Source organism: Branchiibius sp. NY16-3462-2 (assembly GCF_001594145.1).
GTDB lineage: Bacteria > Actinomycetota > Actinomycetes > Actinomycetales > Dermatophilaceae > Branchiibius.
The window spans coordinates 81814-102553 of record NZ_LVCF01000025.1 but is presented as its reverse complement, the minus strand read 5'-3'; the positions used below and the strand labels follow the sequence as shown (position 1 = coordinate 102553).

The following is a 20740-nucleotide window of genomic DNA, read 5'->3' as shown; positions in this document are numbered from 1 at the left end:
CTCACTCCGGCGAGGCCGCGAACTCCTTGCTCTTGGCGATCGCGAAACCCTTCATCTGGGCGAACGACGGCTTCGGGGGCACCGAGATCTCGTCGGGGTTGGTCAGTACGTCGAGCAGCACCGGGCCGTCGAAGGCCAGCGCCTCGGCGACGGCCGAGTCGACGTCGTTCGGATCGGTGACACGAATTCCCTTGAGCCCCAGCGCATTAGCGACCGCAGCGAAGTCAGGGTTGTGCAGCACCGTGCCGAACTCCGGCAGTCCGACCTGTTCCATCTCCAACTTCACCATGCCCAGGCGGCCGTTATCGAAGAGCACCACTTTGATGGGCAGCGAATGCGTCACCGCGGTGATGAGGTCGCCCAGCAGCATCGAGAGACCGCCGTCACCACTGAAGGAGATCACCTGCCGGGAGCGGTCCAACGCCTGCGCACCGAGCGCCTGTGGCATCGCATTGGCCATCGATCCCAGGTTGTACGAGCCGATCAGCCGTCGCGTGCCCCGGAACCGCACGAACCGCGCCAGCCACACGGTCGACATCCCGGTGTCGGACGTAAAGATCGCATCGTCGGTGGCGTGCCGGTCCACCGCGGCCGCCAGCAACTCGGGGCGGATCCGCTCGTCGGGGTTATCGACCTTCCGGCGGAAGATCCCGAATCCCTTGTGTTCGTACGCCGGATCGGTGAAGTGCTGCTGCCCGTCCCGCCACTTCTCGTAGATTTTGCGGGCTGCGTCCAGGTGAGCAGTGTCCGTCTTGGGCCGCAGTGCGGACAGCATCGCCTCCAGCCCGAGGGCGGCGTCGCCCACGATCGGGTGGGTGACCGGAGTACGACGCCCGATGTGCGATCCGCGCAGATCCAGTTGCACCACGGTCTTACCCTCGGGCAGGAACTCGGTGTAGGGGAAGTCGGTGCCGACCATCACCAGCGCGTCGCAGGTGGAGAACGCGAGTGCGGTCGCGGGATTGCCGATCAGCCCGGATTGACCTATCTCGTAGGGGTTTTCGTGCTCGAGGCCTTCCTTGCCCTTGAGGGTGAGCACCATCGGTGCCGACAAGCGCTCGGCCAACTGCAGCACCTGGTCGCGGGCATCCCGGGCACCCATCCCCACCAGCAGGGTCACCTTCGACACACCGTTGAGGGCTTCGACGGCTGCGGTGACAGCAGCCGCTTCGGGCACCGGGGTCGGCGCGGTCGACACGAACTGCGGCACTGGGGTGTCCTCGGGGATGTCCAGGCCGCCGACGTCTCCGGGCAGGGTGAGCACGGCCACGCCACGTTGCGACACAGCGGCATTCACCGCACGCTCGATGAGATTCGGGACCTGCTCCGGTCCGACCAGGGTCTGGCAGAAGACCGCGACGTCGGCGAACAACTTGTCGTTGTCGACCTCCTGGAAGAAGTCGCTGCCCATGGACTCTCGCGGCACCTGACCACAGATCGCCAGGACGGGCGTGTGGGACTTCTTCGCGTCGTACAGGCCATTGAGCAGGTGGATGGCGCCCGGCCCTACCGTCCCCATGCAGACGCCCAGGTCGCCGGTCAGCTGCGACTGGGCGCTCGCGGCGAAGGCCGCGGCCTCCTCGTGTCGCACGCCCATCCACGCGATACGGTCCTCGCGGCGGATCGCGTCGGTGACCGGGTTCAGCGCGTCACCGACCACGCCCCAGACGTGACGTACGCCGTGCTCTGCCAGTGCGGTGATGATCAGGTCTGCGATGGTGGTCACGAGATCTCCTGTCGTGAAGCGATTCTCACGGGACGAAGCGGTCCGGATCGGCGGCTTCCCAGTCCCGCACCCAGTCTTGCGGAGTGGCGGTGAGCAGTTCACCCGGTTGGAGGCCCCGCACGATCTCGGCGTAGGACTGGATCGTGCCGTGGTTGATCCGCCGGCGCAGCATGTGCGGGCGCAACTCCTCGAAGGAGTGCAGACCCATCGACGCCACGATCTGCATCGCCTGGTGGACGGTGCCCTGCTGGTAGTCGGTGACCCGTTGCGCCTTGGATGGCACGTCCAGGGCACGTTGGCGGCGCGGATCCTGGGTCGCGACGCCTACGGGGCAGGTGTTCTTGTCGCATTCCTGCGCCTGGATGCAGCCGACCGCCATCATCATGGCCCGGGCGGCGTTGAGGTAGTCAGCACCCTGGATCAGTCGCTTCACCACGTCGACCCCGGTGGACACTTTGCCGGAGGCGCCCAGTTTGATCTGGTCGCGCAGGCCCACCCCGATCAGGGCGTTGTGCACGGTCATCAGTCCCTCGGTGAGCGGCATCCCCACGTGGTCCGAATACTCAACGGGCGCCGCACCGGTGCCGCCTTCGGCGCCGTCGACCGTGATGAAGTCGGGGTAGACCTGCTCCTCCAACATGGCTTTGCAGATTGCCAGGAAGTCCGTGCGCGAGCCGAGACACAGCTTGAAGCCGGTGGGCTTGCCGTCGGCAAGATCCCGCATGTGGCCGATGAAGCGGACCAGTTCGCGCGGGGTGCTGAAGACCTGGTGATAGGCGGGCGAGACGACGGTCTGTCCCTGCGGGACATCGCGCGTCTCGGCGATCTCCTTGGTCACCTTCGGGCCGGGCAGCACCCCGCCGATACCCGGTTTGGCACCCTGCGACAGCTTCAGATGCACCATCTTCACCTGGGGGTCGGCGGCCTTCTTGGCGAACTCCTGCTCGTCGAAGCCACCGTCCTTGGTCCGGCAGCCGAAGTAGCCCGACCCGACCTCCCACACGAGGTCACCACCGCCGAGCCGGTGGTAGGGACTGATCGCACCCTCGCCGGTGTCATGAGCGAACCCACCGGCCTTCGCGCCGCGGTTGAGCGCCTCGATCGCCCGGGCGGACAGCGCACCGAACGACATCGCACTCACGTTGAGCAGTGCCATGTCGTACGGCTGCGTGCAGTCCGGGCCACCGATCCGCACCCGGGGCGGGTCGTCCATCGTCTTCACCGGGGCGGTCGAGTGCACCAGGTATTCGTAGCCCACCTCATACAGGTCGCGCTCGGTGCCGAACGGGTGCTCACCCTTGATCCCCTTCGCGCGCTGGTAGATCGTCGTGCGGGTGTTGCGGTCGTAGGGCCGGCCGTCGAAGTTGCGCTCGATGAAGTACTGCTGCATCTCCGGGCGGATGGCCTCCATCAGGAAGCGCAGATGGCCGAAGACCGGGTAGTTGCGCAGCACCGCGTGCTTCTTCTGGACCACGTCGTAGACGGCCACCGCGAAGAAGAAGACGATGACCACGACCAGCACCCACCACGCCCAGCCGCCGATCGCCGCGACCGTCGCGCTGACGATGCCGAGAAAGCCGAGGACGACCAGGACGTAGAAGCGCAGCACGCGACCGTCCTACCACCGCCAGCTGGTCCTTTACCCGGTCAGGTGAACCTTCAGGCGGGGCGCGCGCTGCGCAGCATGACCGGCGCGCACGCCGCGATCACCACCGCGACCAGGGCCGCGAAGACCACCAGGACCGTGGGGATCGACCACCACGTCGCGACCACGCCGACCGCGATCACCGGCAGGGTGATGCCGACGTACGCCGCGAGGAACAGTCCCGCGAGCGTCCCACCTCGAGCCTCGGGCCGGCTGAAGCGCACTGCCGTCGCGACGGAGGCCTGGAAGATCAACCCCACACCAGCGCCCGCCGCGAGACCGGCGATCACGAAGAGCGGCAGATTGCGCACCAGTGCCGCCACCGCGACCAACGCCAGGCCGGCGATGATCGCCACCACTCCGGTGATGAGGCGGGTGCGTTGGTCCAGGCCACTGAGCAGGACCTGCACCAGCGCGGACATGCCGAGCACACCGAAGACGATCGAGCCGGTGACCAGCGGTGCGCCGTACCCGAGCACCCGCCCGACGAAGGTTCCGGTCAGTGAGGTGAAGAAGCCCAGGACCGAGAAGGCCGCCCCGGCAGACAGCGCGGCCGCGCGGAACGACGCCCGACCCTCTGGCAGCAGTGCGACCTGCTGTGGCCGGTAGGCCGGCCGGTCCTGCGGGGCAACCGGATTCACGGTTTCGGGAGTCGCCCAGAGCGCCGCGGTCGTGAGGATAGCCAGCGCCAGGAACACGGCGTACGGGATGATCATGGGGTCGGGCAGGAAGGTGACGAGCAGGCCGCCGATCAGCGGTCCGAGGGCCAGGCCGCCGGTGTTGACGACGGTCGCCACGGTCGAGGCGAAGGCCGGCGACCGGTCCGGACGGTGCGCGGCGGCGAGCTCTCCGAGCGCGGCCGTGGCGGTGGGCGTCAGGACGCCGATGGCCAGTCCGGAGATCAGTCGGGCGACCAGCAGCGCCGGAGTGTCCTGGGAGAGGACGAAGACCGCTGCGCTGATGATGGTCAGCCCGATCGCCGCGGCGAGCATCCGGCGCCGGCCGTGCACATCGCTCAGATGTCCTGCGAAGTACAGACCGACCATCACGCCGATGCCGTACGCGGCGAAGATGAGCGTGATCACGAAGGTCGGGAAGCCGTCGCGCTCCTGGTAGTAGTGATAGATCGGTGTCGGGACGGTCGTGAACGCCATCAGCGTCATGAAGGTCGCCGCGAGCAGCCAGAAGCCGCGCCCGTGGGCCGACCGGTCGGTCGCGCAGGCGGGTCCCGCGGGTTGGGTGGCAGTAGTCATATGCCCATGGTGCGGAGCAACCAGTGATCGTGTCCAACGGACAATCTTGATCGCAGTGATCGATATAGGCGATTATTGAGGGATGGACACCCGTCACCTGGAGTTCTTCGTGGCGGTCGCCGAGGAGCTCAACTTCACCCGGGCCGCGGCGCGCGTGCAGGCGGCCCAGTCAACGGTGTCGGCGGGCATCGCCGCCCTCGAGCGGCAACTCGGCGGCGCCCTGTTCGAGCGCTCGACGCGCACGGTGCGGTTGACGCCGCTGGGCGAGCAGTCGGTACCGATCGCGCGGGAGGTGATGCTCGGCGTACGTCGATTGGGCGAGCAGGGTGCGCAGACCAGGGCGGGCATCCGGGGCCGGCTGAGACTCGGAGTCATCACGAATCTGGCCTGGTTGCAACTGCCGTCGGCGATCGCGCGGTTCCAGCAGGAGAACCCCCTGGTGGATGTCCAGATGTCGGTGTCGCCGCGTGGCTCGACCGGCCTGGCCGCGGACCTGCGCCGGGGGCGGCTGGACCTGGCGCTGGTCGGGTTGCACCACGGGTTGCTGTCCGGACTGGACGTGGTGCGGCTGACCGAGCAGCCGTACGTCGCGGTGCTGCCGGCCACGCACGCCCTGGCCGGTCGTCGGGAGTTGGCGGTGGCAGACCTGATGGCGGAGCCGTTCATCGATATGCCGCGCGGGTTCGGTACGCGGGACCAACTGGACTCCCTGGTGGAAGCCGCCGGCGGTCAGCGCCGGGTGGCGGTCGAGGTGCCTGACCTGGGCACGGTGCCGGCGTACGTGCGCGCGGGACTGGGTGTCGCGGTGGTGCCGGTGCCGGTGGATGACACGGCGGGGCTGAGCATTGTCCCGGTCCGCGGGGTGCCGTCGTGGGAGTTGCTGTTGGTGCGGCGACCAGAGCAACCCTCGCCCGCCGTCGCGGCATTTGCCGCTCTGCTGCGGGCGTGGACGCGACAGCGTGGTGGCGCCATTGAGGAGTTCACCCGGAATTCACCGACGTCGCAAGGGTAGGAGTTCCGGGGGATCGTGCTAAGTTCAGTGCAGTTGCAGTTGCAGTTCCTCGCACGACGAAGAGGTGCCCGCCGATGCGGGCATTTTTGCGTCAGGGCCATATTTCGGTGTGGTGCACGCGGGGGGTGGTGAGTGCGGCTCGGTGTTCCACACAAGGTGGGCCACCGGAATCAACGCTTCACAGAAGAGAGTTACCCCGCATGGCACAGGGAACCGTCAAGTGGTTCAACGCTGAAAAGGGCTTCGGCTTCATCGCCCAGGATGGCGGCGGCCCGGACGTCTTCGTCCACTACACCGCGATCCAGACCCAGGGTTACCGGTCGTTGGACGAGGCGCAGCGCGTCGAGTTCGAGATCACCCAGGGCGACAAGGGCCCGCAGGCGACCAACGTCGTCGCTGTCTGACCGCAGACTTCATGAACGACCGTTAGGTCGTCTCAGCAGAAGGCCCCGGCAACCTCTTGGTTGCCGGGGCCTTCTGTGCACTGCTGGATCAGCAGCTGTCCACGGTGTCCGAGATGGCCGTCGTCGAGGTCGACGACCCCGGAGACTGGGGTGTCGTGGTGGTCGTCGCGCTGGGCTTGGGCGACTGCGATGAAGTGGGAGTGGGAGCCTTCGCATCGTGCGGTTTCCCGATGCCTTCGGCGACCAACTCGCGTACGTGGTCGAAGTCGACGTGCGCATTGTTCTTGGTCGTGATGTTGACCGTGCGAACGTTGCCCTTCTTCATGGTCTCCGCCAGTTGGGCGAACGCCGGCAGGTCGTCCTGCGGCATATCCAGGGAGATGTTGTTCTTGGCGACGTTCATGATGCTGACGAAGTTGGTCAGGAAGGTCATGGGGCTGGCCTGACCGATGAGCGCGTTGACCATGCAGCGCTGACGACGGGTCCGGTCATCGTCGCCGTTCTCGACCCGGCTACGGGAGTACCACAAGGCCTGGTAGCCATCGAGTTTGTGATAACCCTCCGGGATCCGGCCGGTGATGCTGCCGGGGATGACGTAGCCGTTCGCGGTCAGCTTGCCGCCAATGGCGATTCCGCCCTTCGGCACATTGATATAGACCCCGCCCATGGCGTCGACCAGCTGTTGAAAGCCGGCGAGGTTCACCACGACGCTGTAGTCGATGGGCAGGCCGGTGATCTCGCCAACGACCTGCTTGGTCGTGGTCCACCCCGGGTGGCTGTCGGAGTCAGGGAACAGATCGCGGTGGTTGTACTCGGCCTCGACCCACACTGCGTCCATCAGACACGCGTGCTGAGGGCAACGGAAACCGTCCGGGTAGATCTTGTGCAGCGGGTTGTCCTCGGGGAAAGGAACACCCTCGAAGTTGCGCGGGATGCTGATCAGCGTCGTATCGCCGGTCCGCGTGTTGATGCTGGCTACCATCAGCGAGTCGGTCCGCACCGCCCAACGGTCGGCCCCCGCGTCCGAGCCGATCAGCAGCAAGTTGACCCGGGGAGTATCGGCCCACGGGTCGTCGCCGGTCACCGGGCCATGCGCGGTGGTGTTGGTGTGATCGGTGAAGATGGTGTTGAACGTGTCCTGCGTGACCAACACGTACCGAGTGGCGGCGGTGGCCGGAGCAGCGACGAGAAGGCACATGACGAAGGCAAAACCGCGTTGCAACCATTTGGTCTGCTTCGGCCAGCGCAGATCCATCGTCTCGCGGGCGGTCAGCAGGATGCCGGCCAGCCAGAGCAGGCCGCCGATGGCAAAGAGGAAGAGCAGGAACCACAGGCCCTTACCGGTTCCGAGCCGACCCGCACCTTGGACGACTCCGCCTTTGAATAGCACGAATCCCAGCACCACGGCAGCGACTACGAACACACCGAGCAGAGCGATGCCGACGCGGCGGGCCTTGGTGAAGATCAGCCCCAGCCCCGGGATCAGGGTGCTCATGGCGATCAAAGTCAGCGCTCGGCGTACGTCATAGGAACGCACCGTGCGCGCGGCGTGCCGACTCGCCGGGACGTCGTCCGACGCCGGCGTCGTCTGCGGGGACTGTGTGCGACTACCCGCTGCGCCCTGCCCCGGCAGCCGGTGTGCTGTGAACCCGCCGTTCCCCCCAGGGGTGCCAGGGTGTTCTGGCATCGAAAAGTCTCACTTTCAAACGGTGTGCATCAGCATTGTCGCGTATGCAACGTCCGATCATTGCATTCTGCGCTGAGCATGCCATGCCAACGGGCGATAACGGGGTTGCCGCGGGGCGGATCCAGGGGATCCGCAGGTTCGGGCCGGGCGGCCACATCAACCGACCCACAAACGACGAACGGACCCGCGTTTTCCGTGGGTCCGTTGTCGTCGATGTCCGCAGACATCACATCGCGGAGGCGGAGGGATTTGAACCCTCGATGGGGGTTTAGCCCCAAACCCGCTTAGCAGGCGGGCGCCATAGACCAGACTAGGCGACGCCTCCTCCCTCGGCCCTCGGGCCGAGTCGCCCACACCGCCGCAGCAGGTGAGCGACCGCAAGGCTACCGGCCGTCGGAGCGCGCTCCAAACCGGACAGGTCCGCCCGCCGTGCGGGTGAGGCGCCCGATCGACGTACGGCGAGAGGCTGGCTGGATCAGCAACCAACAGAAGGTGCCCCCATGCCTGGTAAGAAGCGCGACCCCGGCCCCTCGGTCAAGGACGCGGAACTCTACGAGAAGCTTCGCGACGAAGGCAACTCCAAGGAGAAATCCGCCCGCATCGCCAACGCAGCGGCCAACACCTCGCGCAAGGCGGTCGGCAGGAAGGGTGGCAAATCACCCAGCTACGAGGAGTGGACCAAGGCCGAACTGGTGCAGCGGGCGCGCGACCTGGACATCAAGGGGCGCTCGACGATGACCAAGGACGACCTGGTCAAAGCGCTCCGCGACCACTAGGAAGATCAGCAGAACGTGGCTGCCTTCGTCTCCCCACCGGTGATGGGGGTGACCTGTAGACGGCACGGATCGATCGCGTTCGCGCTCAGCACCGACTGCACGGTGGCCTTCTGCGCGGAGGTGATGGCCGGCGTACGGGAGATCACGAAGGCACTGGATCGAGCCGGGTCGGTGATCACCGCCCAGTCGTAGGCCGCGCCGAGTCCGATGACCTGGTAGTTGGTGCCGGTGTAGATCTGTTGCCCGAACAGTTTGAAGAACGACACCGCCAACTCGGAGTTGGCCGGCGCGTTCTGCACCTTGGCCTTGCCGGTCACCACGCTGCTGGAGCCCCAGTAGGTGGTGCACGCGTTGCGTACGCCGACCGTCCCGTCCGCGTTGGCGGTGTAGGTGGCCGTCGAGTCCTTGGCGCATTGCAGCGAGAACCACTGCGGGATGGCGGCTACCTGGTACCACTGGCCGAGGTAGCGCGACAGATCGACCGAGGCGACGGGCTTGGTGGGTGCGGGCGCGGCCGACGCGGTGACGGTGCCACCGGCGAAGAGCAACGCGCTCGCGGCGGCAACGGCTAGGACTCGGGTGGCTTTCATCAGGACTCCCTCTCGATGTACCGGTGGCTTGAAAGCTATGACTCGTAGCCGGTCGGATCACCCCCGAGGGGGTACACGTGTGAGTCACGCCACAAGGACCGCCCCGGTATGTAACGCGCCCGCAACCTGCCCGAACAACCCCGGAATCACGCCGGACCTAGCGTCGAATACGACTGGGCGAACGACGGACGGAGCGCGAGATGAAGGCCATCGTCATAGGTGCGGGAATGGGCGGGCTGAGCGCGGCGATCGCACTCAAACAGGCTGGCTTCGAGACCGAGGTCTACGAGCAGGTCACCGAGAACAAACCGGTCGGCGCGGCGATCTCCGTGTGGTCCAACGGTGTGAAGTGCATGAACTACCTCGGCCTGCACGAGCAGATGGTCAAACTCGGCGGGGTCATGGATTCCATGGCGTACGTCGATGGGCTGACCGGCGAGAGCATGTGCCAGTTCTCGTTGGCTCCCCTGATCGACCAGGTGGGGCAGCGGCCGTTCCCGGTGGCACGGGCAGAACTGCAGTTGATGCTGATGCAGGAGTACGGCGTCGATGACATCCACTTCGGGATGCGGATGGTCGATATCGCCGACGACGGCTCGCAGGTCACGGCGACCTTCGCCGACGGGTCGACGGCAACCGGTGATCTGCTGATCGGGGCCGACGGCGCCAAGTCGATGACCCGCGACTACGTCCTGGGCGCGCCGACCGAGCGGCGCTACGCCGGCTACGTGAACTGGAACGGGCTGGTTCCGGTCAACACCGACTTCGGCCCCGCGGACCAGTGGACGACGTATGTCGGTGAGGGCAAACGCGTCTCGGTGATGCCGGTCTCGGAAGGCCGGTTCTACTTCTTCTTCGACGTGCCCCTGCCGGCCGGTCTGGAATATGACCGGTCCACCGCGAAGGAGGTACTCACCGAGCACTTCGGGCACTGGGCGCCGTGGGTGCAGTCGCTGATCGCGACGCTGGATCCGATGACCACCAACCGGGTGGAGATCTTCGACGTCGAGCCGTTCCACACCTGGACCAAGGGCCGGGTCACCCTCGTCGGGGACGCTGGACACAACACCACTCCCGACATCGGTCAGGGTGGCTGCTCGGCGATGGAAGACGCCATCTCGCTGTCAATTGCCCTGCGGGTCAACACTCTTGGGGTCGAAGACGCCTTGCAACGATATGAGAAGAAGCGCACGGAACGGGCCGGTGACCTCGTCCTGCGGGCGCGCAAGCGGTGCGACGTGACGCACGCCAAGGATCCGGCCGCGACGCAGGCGTGGTACGAGGAACTGCGCTCGGAGGACGGAACCGGCATCATCCGGGGCATCGTCAGCAACATCGAGGGCAACCCGTTGGACTGATTCTCCGCCCGTAGGGGGCGACTCGATCCGGCGTACGGTTGAAATATGACGACAGACGCGGACAAGCCGAAGGTACGGATCGAGCGGGACTCGATGGGTGAGGTCGAGGTCCCCTATGACGCGAAGTGGCGTGCGCAGACGCAGCGGGCGGTGACGAACTTCCCGATCTCGGGGCAGCCCATCGAGCGGGAACTCATCGCCGGTCTGGCCCTGATCAAGGGCGCGGGTGCGCGGGTCCGCGCGGCTCGCGGAGTGCTGGATCAGCAGAAGGCGGATGCGATCGCGGCAGCGGCCGCCGAAGTGGCACAGGGCGATTGGGACGATCAGTTCCCGATCGATGTGTTCCAGACCGGGTCCGGGACCTCCTCCAACATGAACGCCAATGAGGTCATCGCGACACTGGCGCAGGGGAAGCTGGGTGCGCCGGTGCACCCCAACGACGACGTGAACGACCCGCTGTCCAGCAACGACCAGTTCCCGTCGGCGATGCACGTTGCGGCGACCAAGGCGGTGGTGAACGACCTGATTCCGGCGCTGGAGTACCTGGCCGCGGCGCTGGAGGAGAAGGCGAGTTCCTTTGCCACAGTAGTGAAGTCGGGTCGCACCCACCTGATGGACGCAACGCCCGTGACCCTGGGTCAGGAGTTCAGCGGCTACGCCGCCCAGGTGAGGTACGGCGTGGACCGGCTACGCGGCGTACTGCCCCAGGTCGCCGAATTGCCCCTGGGAGGTACGGCGGTCGGAACCGGGATCAACGCACCCGCTGGATTCGCGGGTGAAGTCATCACCTTGCTGGCCAGGGAGACTGGGCTGCCGCTGACCGAGGCGCGCAACCACTTCGAGGCGCAGGGCGCTCGCGACGCGCTCGTCGAGTTGTCCGGGGTGCTGCGCACGATCGCGGTGGGGCTCAACAAGGTCAGTAATGACATCCGGTGGATGGGTTCGGGTCCGCGCACGGGACTGGGCGAGATCCACCTGCCGGACCTGCAACCGGGGTCCTCGATCATGCCCGGCAAGGTGAATCCCGTTCTGGCTGAAGCGATGTGCCAGGTGGTTGCCCAGGTGATCGGCAATGACGCGGCGGTCGCGTGGGGCGGCGCCGCTGGGAACTTCGAGTTGAACGTGATGCTCCCCGTCATCGCACGTAACGTGCTGGAGTCGATCCGCTTGTTGTCCAGTGTCACAAGGGTTTTCGCGGACAGGTGCGTCGATGGGATCGAAGCGGACGCGGAGCAGTGTCGGGCGTACGCGGAGTCCTCTCCCTCGATCGTGACGCCGCTGAACCACTTCGTGGGGTACGACGAGGCGGCCGCGATCGCCAAGCAGTCTCTGAAGGAGCGCAAGACGATCCGCGAAGTCGTCATCGAGCGCGGGCACCTGAAGGACGGCACCCTGACCGAGGAGCAGTTGGACAAAGCCCTCGACGTGCTGTCAATGACGCACAACTGACGGGGCGCTGAGGGCCTGCTGGGGCCACTGTCAAGCAGGCTGCGGAAGGTGGAACGTTAGTAACATCACACCGGCTCATGCGGACCGCGGAAACCACCAACTATTCGCATAAAGCAACGGATACGATCGCTTTAAGACGAGTTTACGGTCTCTTTACCCTCGATCGTGGTGATGTTTGTTCGGTTTACACCGGTTGAGGACTGCGCGTTGCGCTCCTCTGAGTTTCCTGCAACTTCAGGACTCCCGATTCCGGTGGCTCCTATCTTGGTCCTGTCGGTCGTCGTTGCCCGGCTCCCTTAGAAACACCCCGGCGTGGCGTCATGAGTTGACGCCGTGCATGTGTAGAAGCGGACCAAGCTGATGACCGACATTACGAATTTGAGTCGTGCTCTATCCGTCGCACCGGATACCGAGAGCCCTGCAGATTGGCGCCCGGCTCACCGACGCCGAGTGCTACTCGCTGACGCTGCGATCTTGCTGATTGCGGTGATCGGCGTCCAAGCGGCAACCGAGACACACCTTCTCGCCACGCCGGCCCTTGCTGACGTATCCAATTCTTGGCGGTGGATCCTGGCCGGCCTGCTGCTCGTGGGCTGGATGGCCACGACCGCGGTCGCTGGTGCCTACGACAGTCGATTGCTGGGCAGCGGATCCGAGGAGTACCGCCGGCTGATCCGCGCCGCCGTCGAAATGACCGCGGTGGTGGCGTTCCTCGCGTTCCTCTTCCGCCTCGAAGTGGCGCGCAGCTTCCTTGCGCTCAGCGTGCCATTGGGCGTGATCATGCTGGTGCTCGCCCGGGTGGGATGGCGTCGCTACCTCCTGGTGCAACGCAGTAGTGGACGCCTGTGCTCGACTGCCCTCCTGGTGGGCTCGCGGGACGCCGTCGGGGAGGTGGCGACCCAGTTGTCGAGGTCGGAGGTCAGCGGCTTCACGGTGGTCGGCGCCTGCGTGCCCGGGGGTGTGGCCGGTGACGAGGTCGAAGGAACCGGGACGCCTATCGTCGGGGACGTCGCCGACGCCGTACAGGCACTCGGGCGGGTCGGTGCCAGCACCGTCATCATCGCCAGTACGGACTCGCTGTCGCCGACCAAGGTCCGGGAGATCAGTTGGGCCCTGGAGCCCGGACGGCAGCACCTCGTCGTAGCCCCCAGCTTGATCGACGTCTCAGGCCCCCGGATCCTCACCAGGCCGGTCGCTGGATTGCCGCTGATGCACGTTGAGACGCCCCGGATGACGCTGGGTCGTCGGATAGGCAAGCGGACACTGGACATCGTCGGGGCCGGCGTACTTCTCGCGGTGGCCAGCCCGATCATGCTCGTCGTGGCTCTCATGATCCGCATGACCAGCAACGGCCCCGCGCTCTTTCGCCAGGAACGGATCGGCAAGGGAGGTCATCCCTTCACCATTTTCAAGTTCCGGACGATGCGCCAGGGAGCAGACGCTGAGTTGGCGACGCTTCTGGCCGCACAGGGTTCTGATGGAACGCCCCTGTTCAAGGTGACCGACGATCCCCGGATCACCCCGGTGGGACGGCTCCTGCGGAAGACCTCACTCGATGAGCTTCCCCAACTCTTCAACGTCCTGGCGGGCACGATGAGCCTGGTGGGTCCCCGCCCGCAGGTTGCCCGCGAAGTCGCGATGTACACCTCGGCTGCGACCCGGCGGCTTCTGGTGCAGCCGGGAGTGACCGGCTCGTGGCAGGTCAGCGGCCGCTCGAACCTGTCCTGGGAAGAAGCCATGCGGCTGGACCTGTACTACGTAGAGAACTGGTCGCTTGTGGGCGACCTGGTCATCCTCGTCAGGACGGTGCGTGCGGTGCTGGCCCGGGAGGGCGCGCACTAGTTCGACCCTGCGTCAGAACTCCGTGGGGATCGCCTCAGCCGCGTCCTGCGCGGTCGTGGCGGTCGGATCCATCCAACGGCGCAGCAGCACGAACCGGACAGCAGTCGCGATGAAGTTGCCCAACCCGACCGTGACCGTGGCCCAGAACGTCGATGCGCCGGGCGCCACGTGGTGCAGGATCACCAGCGCCACGGCGGTCACCGCCCAGGTCACTGCCAGCAGGGCAAGGCTCTGCAACTGCACCTTGGCATGACCCTGCGACCCACGGACCCCGAAGGTGAAGTACCGGTTGGCCGTCGTGTTGATCACCGTGGAGAGCACGAGGGCCACGAAGTTGGCCAGCTGCCTGCCCATGAACTGGTCGAAGAGCGCAAACAAGCCCAGGGCCAGAACGGTGCTCGCAGCCCCGATGATCGCGAAGCGAACCACCTGACCGGACAGCACGCGTCGGCGGCTGCTCACGGATCGTTGCTGGTCGTCGGTGCTCATCGGCTCGCTCCTATCGCGTCGCTGGTCTGGCCGGGTGTGAGGGTGGCCGGTGAACCGGGTTGACCGGGGCTGTGGGGATCGGCGCCGGACGCCGCATCGGCTCCGACAGTAGTGCTGCTTCCTGGCCGGAGCGGAATCGTGATGGTGAAGACGGTGTCCCCCGGTTGTGAGTGGACCTCGACGGTGCCGTGATGGGCGGCAACGACCGCGCTGACGATGGACAGCCCGAGACCGGTGGACCCTTCGGTGCGGGTACGCGCTTCGTCGCCGCGGGTGAACCGTTCGAAGATGCGGGGCACCAAGTCGGGGTCGATACCCGGTCCGTTGTCCGCGACGCTGATCTCGACGTGATCATCCACCGTCCGGGCGCGGGCGACCACTGTGGTCCCGGCCGGTGTGTGCCGCCGCGCGTTGCCGAGCAGATTGATGATGACCTGACGCAGCCGGGCCTCATCGCCCTCGACTTCGACCGGTTCGTCGGGCAGATCGAGTTGCCAGTCGTGATCGGGGCTGGCCGCGTGGGCGTCGCCGATGGTCTCCAGCAGGAGGCGGGTGACGTCGACGGTGGACCGTTCCAGTGGCCGGCCGGCGTCGAGGCGGGCGAGCAGGAGGAGGTCCTCCACCAGGGTGGTCATGCGGTCGGCTTCCGATTCAATGCGACCCAGAGCGTGCGAGACCGTCTGGGGGACAGGCTCTTTCTCGCGCCGGGACAACTCGGCGTACCCGCGGATGGATGCGAGCGGCGTACGCAACTCATGGCTGGCATCTGCCACGAACTGTCGAACCTGCAGCTCGCTGGCATAGCGCGCGTTCAGCGCGTGGTCGACGTGGTCGAGCATCTCGTTGAGCGCCAGACCCACCTGGCCCACCTCGGTGCCCGGATCGGTGTCCGCCTCGGCGACCCGGTCGGACATCTCGACCTTGCCCTCCGAAAGCGGCAGGTGCGACACCCGGGTGGCCGTCGCGGCAACCCGTCGCAGCGGCTGCAAGGTGCGGCGCACGATCCAGGCCACGCCGGCCGCGACCAGGAGGACGCCCGCCCCGGACAACAGGGCGATGGCCAGGGCCGTGCGTGCGACGGTGCTGGTGACCCAGTCGACGGGAACGCCGATCACGCTCGAGACCTGCACCACCGTCCGATCGGACAGTGAGGTGCCGGTGCGCACCGACTGCTCGTTCTGCACGGCCACGACCCGGTAGCGCCCGAGGTCGCCGAGGGAGATGGTGGTCGGCGTACTTCCGATGCCGGCGCTGCGCAATTGCGACACCTGCTGGGAGGTCAGTGCGATGTTCTGCCCACCGAGGCGGGTCACGTAGGCCCGGGGTACCTGGGTACCTGTCTCGTAGTCGTATTCGGAGACGACGGTGTCGTTCGGACCAAGATCCACCCGCAGTGAGCCACCGTTGCCGGGACTAGCGCCCGGACCCATTCGATCGCCAGGACCGTTGGCCAGCATCTGTGCGCTGGAGGTCAGTTGCTGGTCGACCTGGTTCATCAGGGTGTTCCGCAGCGCCACGACCGTGAGACCGCCGACGGCGGCGGTCGTGATGAGGAAGAGCGCGATCAGCGAGACGACCAGCTGCGTGCGCAGCGTCCATCGGCTGGGGTTGGCGGTGAAGGTCACGAGGACCTGCCGATCAGGAGCTGGCGGGTTTGAGCACGTAGCCCGCGCCGCGCATCGTGTGGATCATCGGCGCCCGACCGGCATCGATCTTCTTACGCAGGTAGGAGATATAGAGCTCCACGACGTTGGCCTGACCACCGAAGTCGTAGTGCCAGACCCGGTCGAGGATCTGCGCCTTGGACAGAACGCGCTTGGGGTTGCGCATCATGTAGCGCAGCAACTCGAACTCGGTCGCCGTCAGACTGATCTCCTCACCGTCCCGGGTGACCTCATGGCTGTCCTCGTCGAGTTTGAGGTCGCCAACCACCAGCACAGAGGAGGAGTCCTCGGTCAGTTGGACCGAGCGACGCAGCAGCGCGCGCACCCGGGCAACAACCTCTTCCAGGCTGAACGGTTTGGTGACGTAGTCATCGCCACCGGCGGTGAGGCCGGCGACCCGGTCCTCGACCGAGTCGCGAGCGGTCAGGAAGAGCACGGGCAGGGTCGGGTCGTCGTCGCGCAGCCGGCGCAGGACCTCCATCCCGTCGAAGTCCGGCAGCATCATGTCCAGCACGACGGCGTCGGGTTTGAACTCCTTGGAGGTCTTCACGGCGCTGGTGCCGGTGGCGGCGCTCTTGATCTCCCAGCCCTCGTAACGAAGGGCCATGCTCAGCAACTCGGTCAGGTTGCTCTCGTCGTCGACGACCAGGACGCGGACGGGAGTACCGTCCGGACGCTTCAACGTGGATGTGCTCATAATGTCCAGTCTCACGTCGGGCACTATGTGTGCGCCAGGGCCAACCTGTGAGAAATCTATGGACGGTCTGTGCCGCCCTGTCTAGTGACTGAGCTCAGGGATGATCGATTTGGCGATCATGAAGTAGATCAGCAGACCGGTGCCGTCCACGATGGTCGCAATCATCGGAGCCGACACGACAGCAGGGTCGATCTTGGTCTTGGTCAGCAGCAACGGCAGGATCGAGGCGACGAAGGCCGACCACAAGACGATCGCCGCCAAGCTGACCGCCACGGTGATCATGACCGGCCAGCCCACGCCGAGGGTCCACGCGCGCAGCAGTCCTACCGCTGCCATCGTGGCCGAGATCATCACCGCCGCACTCAGTTCCTTGGGCAGCACCTTCCCCAGGTCACGCAGTCGCACCTCACCGGTCGATGCGGCGCGGACCAGGGTCGTGGTGATCTGGGTACCGGTGTTACCGCCGGTGCCGACCAGTAGCGGAATGAAGAAGGCCAGACTGACAACCGCGTCCAGTTCGTCCTCGAAGTAGCGCAGCACCGTGCCGGTGTAAGCCTCGGCGATGAACAACACCAGGAGCCAGACCACGCGTTTGCGCCACAGGCGCACCGGCGACGCTTGCAGGTAGGGGACCTCCAGAGGTTCCGATCCACCCTGTCGCTCGGCGTCCTCGGTGTTCTCGTCCTCGACGATGTCCGCGGCGCGGTCGGCGGTGATCACACCGAGCAGACGCCGGTCCTTGTCGACGACCGGCAGGGCGGCCAACCGGTTGTCGGTCAGGGTCCGTGCGGCAACCTCGTCATCGGTGTCCGCCTCGACAGCGATGATGTCGGTCTCGGTGAGGTCAGCCACCTGGGTGCCCGGAGCGGCGAGGACGAGCTGTTGGAGGGACACCACGCCGAGCAGCCGACGTTCGTCGTCGACCACGTACACGTAAGCCGCGACGAGCGAATCCACCGGTGCCGCTGCGGTCTGGAGGCGTAGTTGGGTCAACGCGCTCTCGACGTCCTGGCCCTGCGAAATGACCAGCGCCTCGGGCACCATGTGCGCGGCCGCGCTCTCCGGGGGCCAGGAGAGCAAACCGTTGAGCACCAGTGCCCGCGCCGGCGGCAGCGCCCCGATGAGGGAGGCGGACGTCGGTTCGGGAATCTCGCGCAGGATGTCCGCAGCGATGTCCGAATCGAGGCTGGCCAGCAGTCCGGCAGCCGCGACGGGGCTGGCGGAGGTCAGCAGGTTCGCGGCAGTGCGGGGTTCGATGACGGCCAGCAGCCGGTCGGCGAGCTCCGGGTCCAGGCCGGCCACCAGGCGGGCGCGGTCAGGAGCGGCCAGGTCGCGCAGTTGACGCTCCCGCTCGCCACGGTCGGGAGTGTCATCGAGCCATTCCTCAAGAGCGGCCGGGTCAGGTGTGGTGATCGCTGATGCGAGAGTAGGCACGAGCTAACGCTAGGGGAGGCACCCGGTGGCTGGCTGGAAAATCCGACCGGCCCGCCCGAATTCGTCTGCGCTTGTGGGCTCGTCCGCCTCGGGTCGGTGACATGGGAGGATGGGGCCCCGCACGCTCAACCCGCACAGGAGAGTTGCCACGTGGCAAAATCCGCACCGCCGAAACACCCGTTCTGGTTGCGTTGGACCACTCTGGCTCCGATTCTTGCGCTGATTCCGCTGCCGTTCACCTGGGGCCAGCACCTGGGCCCGGTCTGGATCGCGGTCGTCGCGTTCCTGCTGGTGGGTTCGGTGCTTGCCGCAGTGCAGCACGCGGAAGCAGTCGCACATAAGGTCGGCGAACCGTTCGGATCGTTGGTGCTGGCCGTGGCCGTCACCGTGATCGAGGTCGCCCTGATCGTGACGTTGATGGTCAGCGGCGGCCAGGACGCTTCGACGTTGGCCCGCGACACCGTCTTCGCAGCCGTGATGATCACCTGTAACGGGATCGTCGGCATCTCGTTGCTGGCCGGCTCTATCAAGCACGACACCGTCAACTTCAACGTTGAAGGTACGGCGACCGCCCTGGCCTCGGTCGCAACTCTCGCGACCGTGTGCCTGGTCCTGCCGACCTTCACGCTGGGTGCTCCGGGACCGGAGTTCACCGGGTCGCAGCTGGTTTTCGCCGCGGTGTGTTCGCTGGTCATCTACGGGTTGTTCGTGCTGACGCAGACCACCCGGCACCGCGATTTCTTCCTACCGGTCGATGAGAACAACGAACTGGTCGACATGTCCGACGATCACGCGGAGCCGCCGTCGACGCGGTCGGCGTGGGCGAGCTTCGGTCTGTTGCTGGTGTCGCTGGTCGCCGTGGTGGGGCTGGCGAAGGTGGAGTCCAAGCCGATCGAGGAAGGGGTGGCCGCGCTGGGCTTCCCGCACTCCTTCGTCGGTGTGATCATCGCGATGCTGGTGCTGTTGCCCGAGTCGCTGTCCGCCGTGAACGCGGCGCGTCGTGATCGGGTGCAGATCAGCCTGAACCTCGCGTACGGGTCGTCGATGGCCTCCATCGGTCTGACAATCCCGGTCATCGCGCTGGCGTCCATCTGGTTGCCGGTGCCGCTGCATCTGGGCCTGGGGCCCATGCAGATCGTGATGTTGGCGCTCACCGTCGCGGTGGGCATTCTGACCGTGGTGCCTGGTCGGGCGACGCGGATGCAGGGCGCGCTGCATCTATGGATTCTGTTCGCATTCGTGTTCCTGGCCGCGAATCCCTAGCCGGCCGGCCGACCGCGCAACTCAGCCCGCAACTCAGCCGATGAGCGCCGAGTCGTTAGCCCCGACGGTCACGACTTGCTGGTTTCTGCCCGCTGGCGGCGTTGACGAGCGGTCCGGGCGGACGACCTGGATTGGTCCGGAGCCCCGGAGTCCTTCCGCGAGATCTTGTTCAGGATGATCCCTCCCGGCACCGCACCCGCGGTCGTGAGGGAGTCCAACGCACGACTGAGCTGCGGCCGACTGGTCTTATTGGCCTCGACGACGACCAAGGCGGTAGCAGACGCACCGGTCAACGCGACTGCGTCGGCAACCGACAGCAGCGGCGGGGAGTCCACCACCACGAAGTCATAGCTCGATGCGCAACTCGCGAGGACCTCACTCATCTGCGATGAACCCAGCAGTTCGTTGGGATTCTCCGGCAGTTCGCCCGAGGTGAGTACGGAGAGCTTGGCCACGCCGGACGGTCGCACCGCGTCGGCCAGCGTGCAGTCGCCCATGAGGACGTCCGTGAGGCCGGGGTCCTCCGAGAGGCGCAGACTTCTGGCGATCGCGGCCTCGTGCAGATCGGCGTCGATGAGGACGGTGTTCTTGCCGGCCTCTGCGAGGGCAATGGCCAGGTTTGCTGCAACGGTGGTGCGTCCATCGAAGCGCTCGCACGAGGTGACTACGAAGATATTGCCCAGCGTCGACTGCAAGAACTGGATGTTGACGCGCAGCGCGTGAAACGCGTTGCCGCCGAGGACGTTCTGCAGCCCGTGCAGGGCAACCAACGAGTCCTTGCCGCGTGAATCCAGCGGGATGGCGCCGATCTGTGCCACATCGGTGGCGCGGCGCAGATCAGCGGTGGTGCGAATCTTGGTGTCATAGGCCGATCGCAGCAGCGCCGCGATGACGCCCAGGATGAGGCCGGTGATACCCCACAGGACCGCTGTTGACTTCAACGGCGGCTTGATGGTGACGGTGTTGTCGGCAGCATTTTGGATAGGGGTCACGACCACCTCGCTCTTGGAGGACCCGGCAGGGGTCTCAAGAGCCGTGATCGACGCTGCGAGGTGCGTCTGCTCCGAGTCGGCGATCTTCACGACCGACGAGGCATCGCTGTCGGTGGCCTGGATGACGAGGACCGTGGTGTTCTCAGGATTGCTCAACGTCAGCTTGCCGGCGACATCCGCCGCAGACATGTTCACGTCCTTGCCGACGGCTTGGAGCACGTAGGGGGTGGAGCCCAGATGCAGGTAGCTGGCAATTCTCGACTGCACGAACGTTCCCTGCGCGTTCGTATCAGTCTGCGTTGTGGTGAGTCGCGGAGACAGGAGTAACTGTGCCGTCGCGGAGTACGTCGATGGCCGGGTGAGCGACCAGGCGATGGCCAGGGCGCTCCCGAGAACGCCACACAGAATCACCATCAGCAGGCTTCTGCGGATAGCCCGAAGGATGTCCAATAAATCCAC

General features: G+C 66.1%; 17 protein-coding genes and 1 tRNA gene. 7 read left to right on the top strand and 11 right to left on the bottom strand.

Going from position 1 to position 20740, the window contains the following annotated elements:
• Position 1 precedes the first annotated feature (1 nt).
• From AZH51_RS06480 to AZH51_RS06470, 3 genes are read right to left on the bottom strand one after another with little or no spacing between them, the layout of a single operon-like run.
• The gene (locus tag AZH51_RS06480; protein WP_291522508.1) at positions 2-1726 is read right to left on the bottom strand and encodes a thiamine pyrophosphate-dependent enzyme; all 1725 of its coding nucleotides are present in this window, start codon (positions 1724-1726) and stop codon (positions 2-4) included.
• Positions 1727-1751: 25 nt separating this feature from the next.
• Entirely contained in the window at positions 1752-3335 is a 1584-nt protein-coding gene (locus tag AZH51_RS06475) for an FMN-binding glutamate synthase family protein (protein ID WP_291522507.1), read from the bottom strand.
• Between the two features lie 50 nt (positions 3336-3385).
• Positions 3386-4624, bottom strand: coding sequence for an MFS transporter (locus AZH51_RS06470; RefSeq protein WP_291522506.1), 1239 nt, complete (start codon positions 4622-4624; stop codon positions 3386-3388).
• 82 nt (positions 4625-4706) lie between these two features.
• Between AZH51_RS06470 and AZH51_RS06465 the strand changes: the two genes are divergently transcribed.
• Positions 4707-5636, top strand: a complete 930-nt coding sequence (locus AZH51_RS06465; protein WP_291522505.1) for a LysR family transcriptional regulator — start codon at positions 4707-4709, stop codon at positions 5634-5636.
• Positions 5637-5836: 200 nt separating this feature from the next.
• Entirely contained in the window at positions 5837-6040 is a 204-nt protein-coding gene (locus tag AZH51_RS06460) for a cold-shock protein (protein WP_109687934.1), read from the top strand.
• Positions 6041-6128: 88 nt separating this feature from the next.
• Here the strand turns inward: AZH51_RS06460 and AZH51_RS06455 are convergent, their stop codons facing one another.
• Both AZH51_RS06455 and AZH51_RS06450 read right to left on the bottom strand, forming a co-directional pair.
• The gene (locus AZH51_RS06455; RefSeq protein ID WP_291522504.1) at positions 6129-7535 is read right to left on the bottom strand and encodes an LCP family protein; all 1407 of its coding nucleotides are present in this window, start codon (positions 7533-7535) and stop codon (positions 6129-6131) included.
• A gap of 426 nt (positions 7536-7961) precedes the next feature.
• Positions 7962-8052 (bottom strand) — tRNA-Ser (locus AZH51_RS06450).
• Between the two features lie 175 nt (positions 8053-8227).
• Here AZH51_RS06450 and AZH51_RS06445 point away from each other — a divergent pair.
• On the top strand, positions 8228-8503 hold the full coding sequence (locus tag AZH51_RS06445; protein ID WP_291522503.1) for a Rho termination factor: 276 nt from the start codon (positions 8228-8230) through the stop codon (positions 8501-8503).
• A gap of 5 nt (positions 8504-8508) precedes the next feature.
• Here AZH51_RS06445 and AZH51_RS06440 read toward each other — a convergent pair whose 3' ends face one another.
• On the bottom strand, positions 8509-9093 hold the full coding sequence (locus AZH51_RS06440) for a lipocalin family protein (RefSeq protein WP_291522502.1): 585 nt from the start codon (positions 9091-9093) through the stop codon (positions 8509-8511).
• Between the two features lie 200 nt (positions 9094-9293).
• Between AZH51_RS06440 and hpxO the strand changes: the two genes are divergently transcribed.
• From hpxO to AZH51_RS06425, 3 genes are all read left to right on the top strand, one after another.
• The gene (gene hpxO / locus AZH51_RS06435) at positions 9294-10451 is read left to right on the top strand and encodes an FAD-dependent urate hydroxylase HpxO (RefSeq protein ID WP_291522501.1); all 1158 of its coding nucleotides are present in this window, start codon (positions 9294-9296) and stop codon (positions 10449-10451) included.
• A gap of 45 nt (positions 10452-10496) precedes the next feature.
• Entirely contained in the window at positions 10497-11900 is a 1404-nt protein-coding gene (locus AZH51_RS06430; RefSeq protein ID WP_291522499.1) for a class II fumarate hydratase, read from the top strand.
• A 360-nt stretch (positions 11901-12260) separates the two neighbouring features.
• Positions 12261-13742 (top strand): sugar transferase, encoded by a 1482-nt coding sequence (locus tag AZH51_RS06425; protein WP_291522497.1) that lies wholly within the window; start codon positions 12261-12263, stop codon positions 13740-13742.
• Between the two features lie 12 nt (positions 13743-13754).
• Here AZH51_RS06425 and AZH51_RS06420 read toward each other — a convergent pair whose 3' ends face one another.
• The 4 genes from AZH51_RS06420 to mgtE all read right to left on the bottom strand — a co-directional run bounded on the left by AZH51_RS06420 (position 13755) and on the right by mgtE (position 18026).
• A complete protein-coding gene (locus tag AZH51_RS06420; protein ID WP_291522496.1) occupies positions 13755-14231 on the bottom strand; it encodes a GtrA family protein in 477 nt (158 codons plus the stop codon).
• Positions 14228-15856, bottom strand: coding sequence for a cell wall metabolism sensor histidine kinase WalK (locus tag AZH51_RS06415; protein ID WP_291522494.1), 1629 nt, complete (start codon positions 15854-15856; stop codon positions 14228-14230). The genes AZH51_RS06420 and AZH51_RS06415 overlap by 4 nt, the downstream gene beginning before the upstream one ends.
• Before the next feature lie 13 nt (positions 15857-15869).
• Positions 15870-16592, bottom strand: coding sequence for a response regulator transcription factor (locus AZH51_RS06410; protein ID WP_291522493.1), 723 nt, complete (start codon positions 16590-16592; stop codon positions 15870-15872).
• Between the two features lie 81 nt (positions 16593-16673).
• Positions 16674-18026, bottom strand: a complete 1353-nt coding sequence (gene mgtE, locus AZH51_RS06405) for a magnesium transporter (protein WP_291522492.1) — start codon at positions 18024-18026, stop codon at positions 16674-16676.
• Between the two features lie 150 nt (positions 18027-18176).
• Between mgtE and AZH51_RS06400 the strand changes: the two genes are divergently transcribed.
• Complete coding sequence (locus AZH51_RS06400; RefSeq protein WP_291522490.1) at positions 18177-19289, top strand: calcium:proton antiporter; 1113 nt, start codon at positions 18177-18179, stop codon at positions 19287-19289.
• Between the two features lie 68 nt (positions 19290-19357).
• Here AZH51_RS06400 and AZH51_RS06395 read toward each other — a convergent pair whose 3' ends face one another.
• Positions 19358-20740 (bottom strand): polysaccharide biosynthesis tyrosine autokinase, encoded by a 1383-nt coding sequence (locus AZH51_RS06395; RefSeq protein ID WP_291522487.1) that lies wholly within the window; start codon positions 20738-20740, stop codon positions 19358-19360.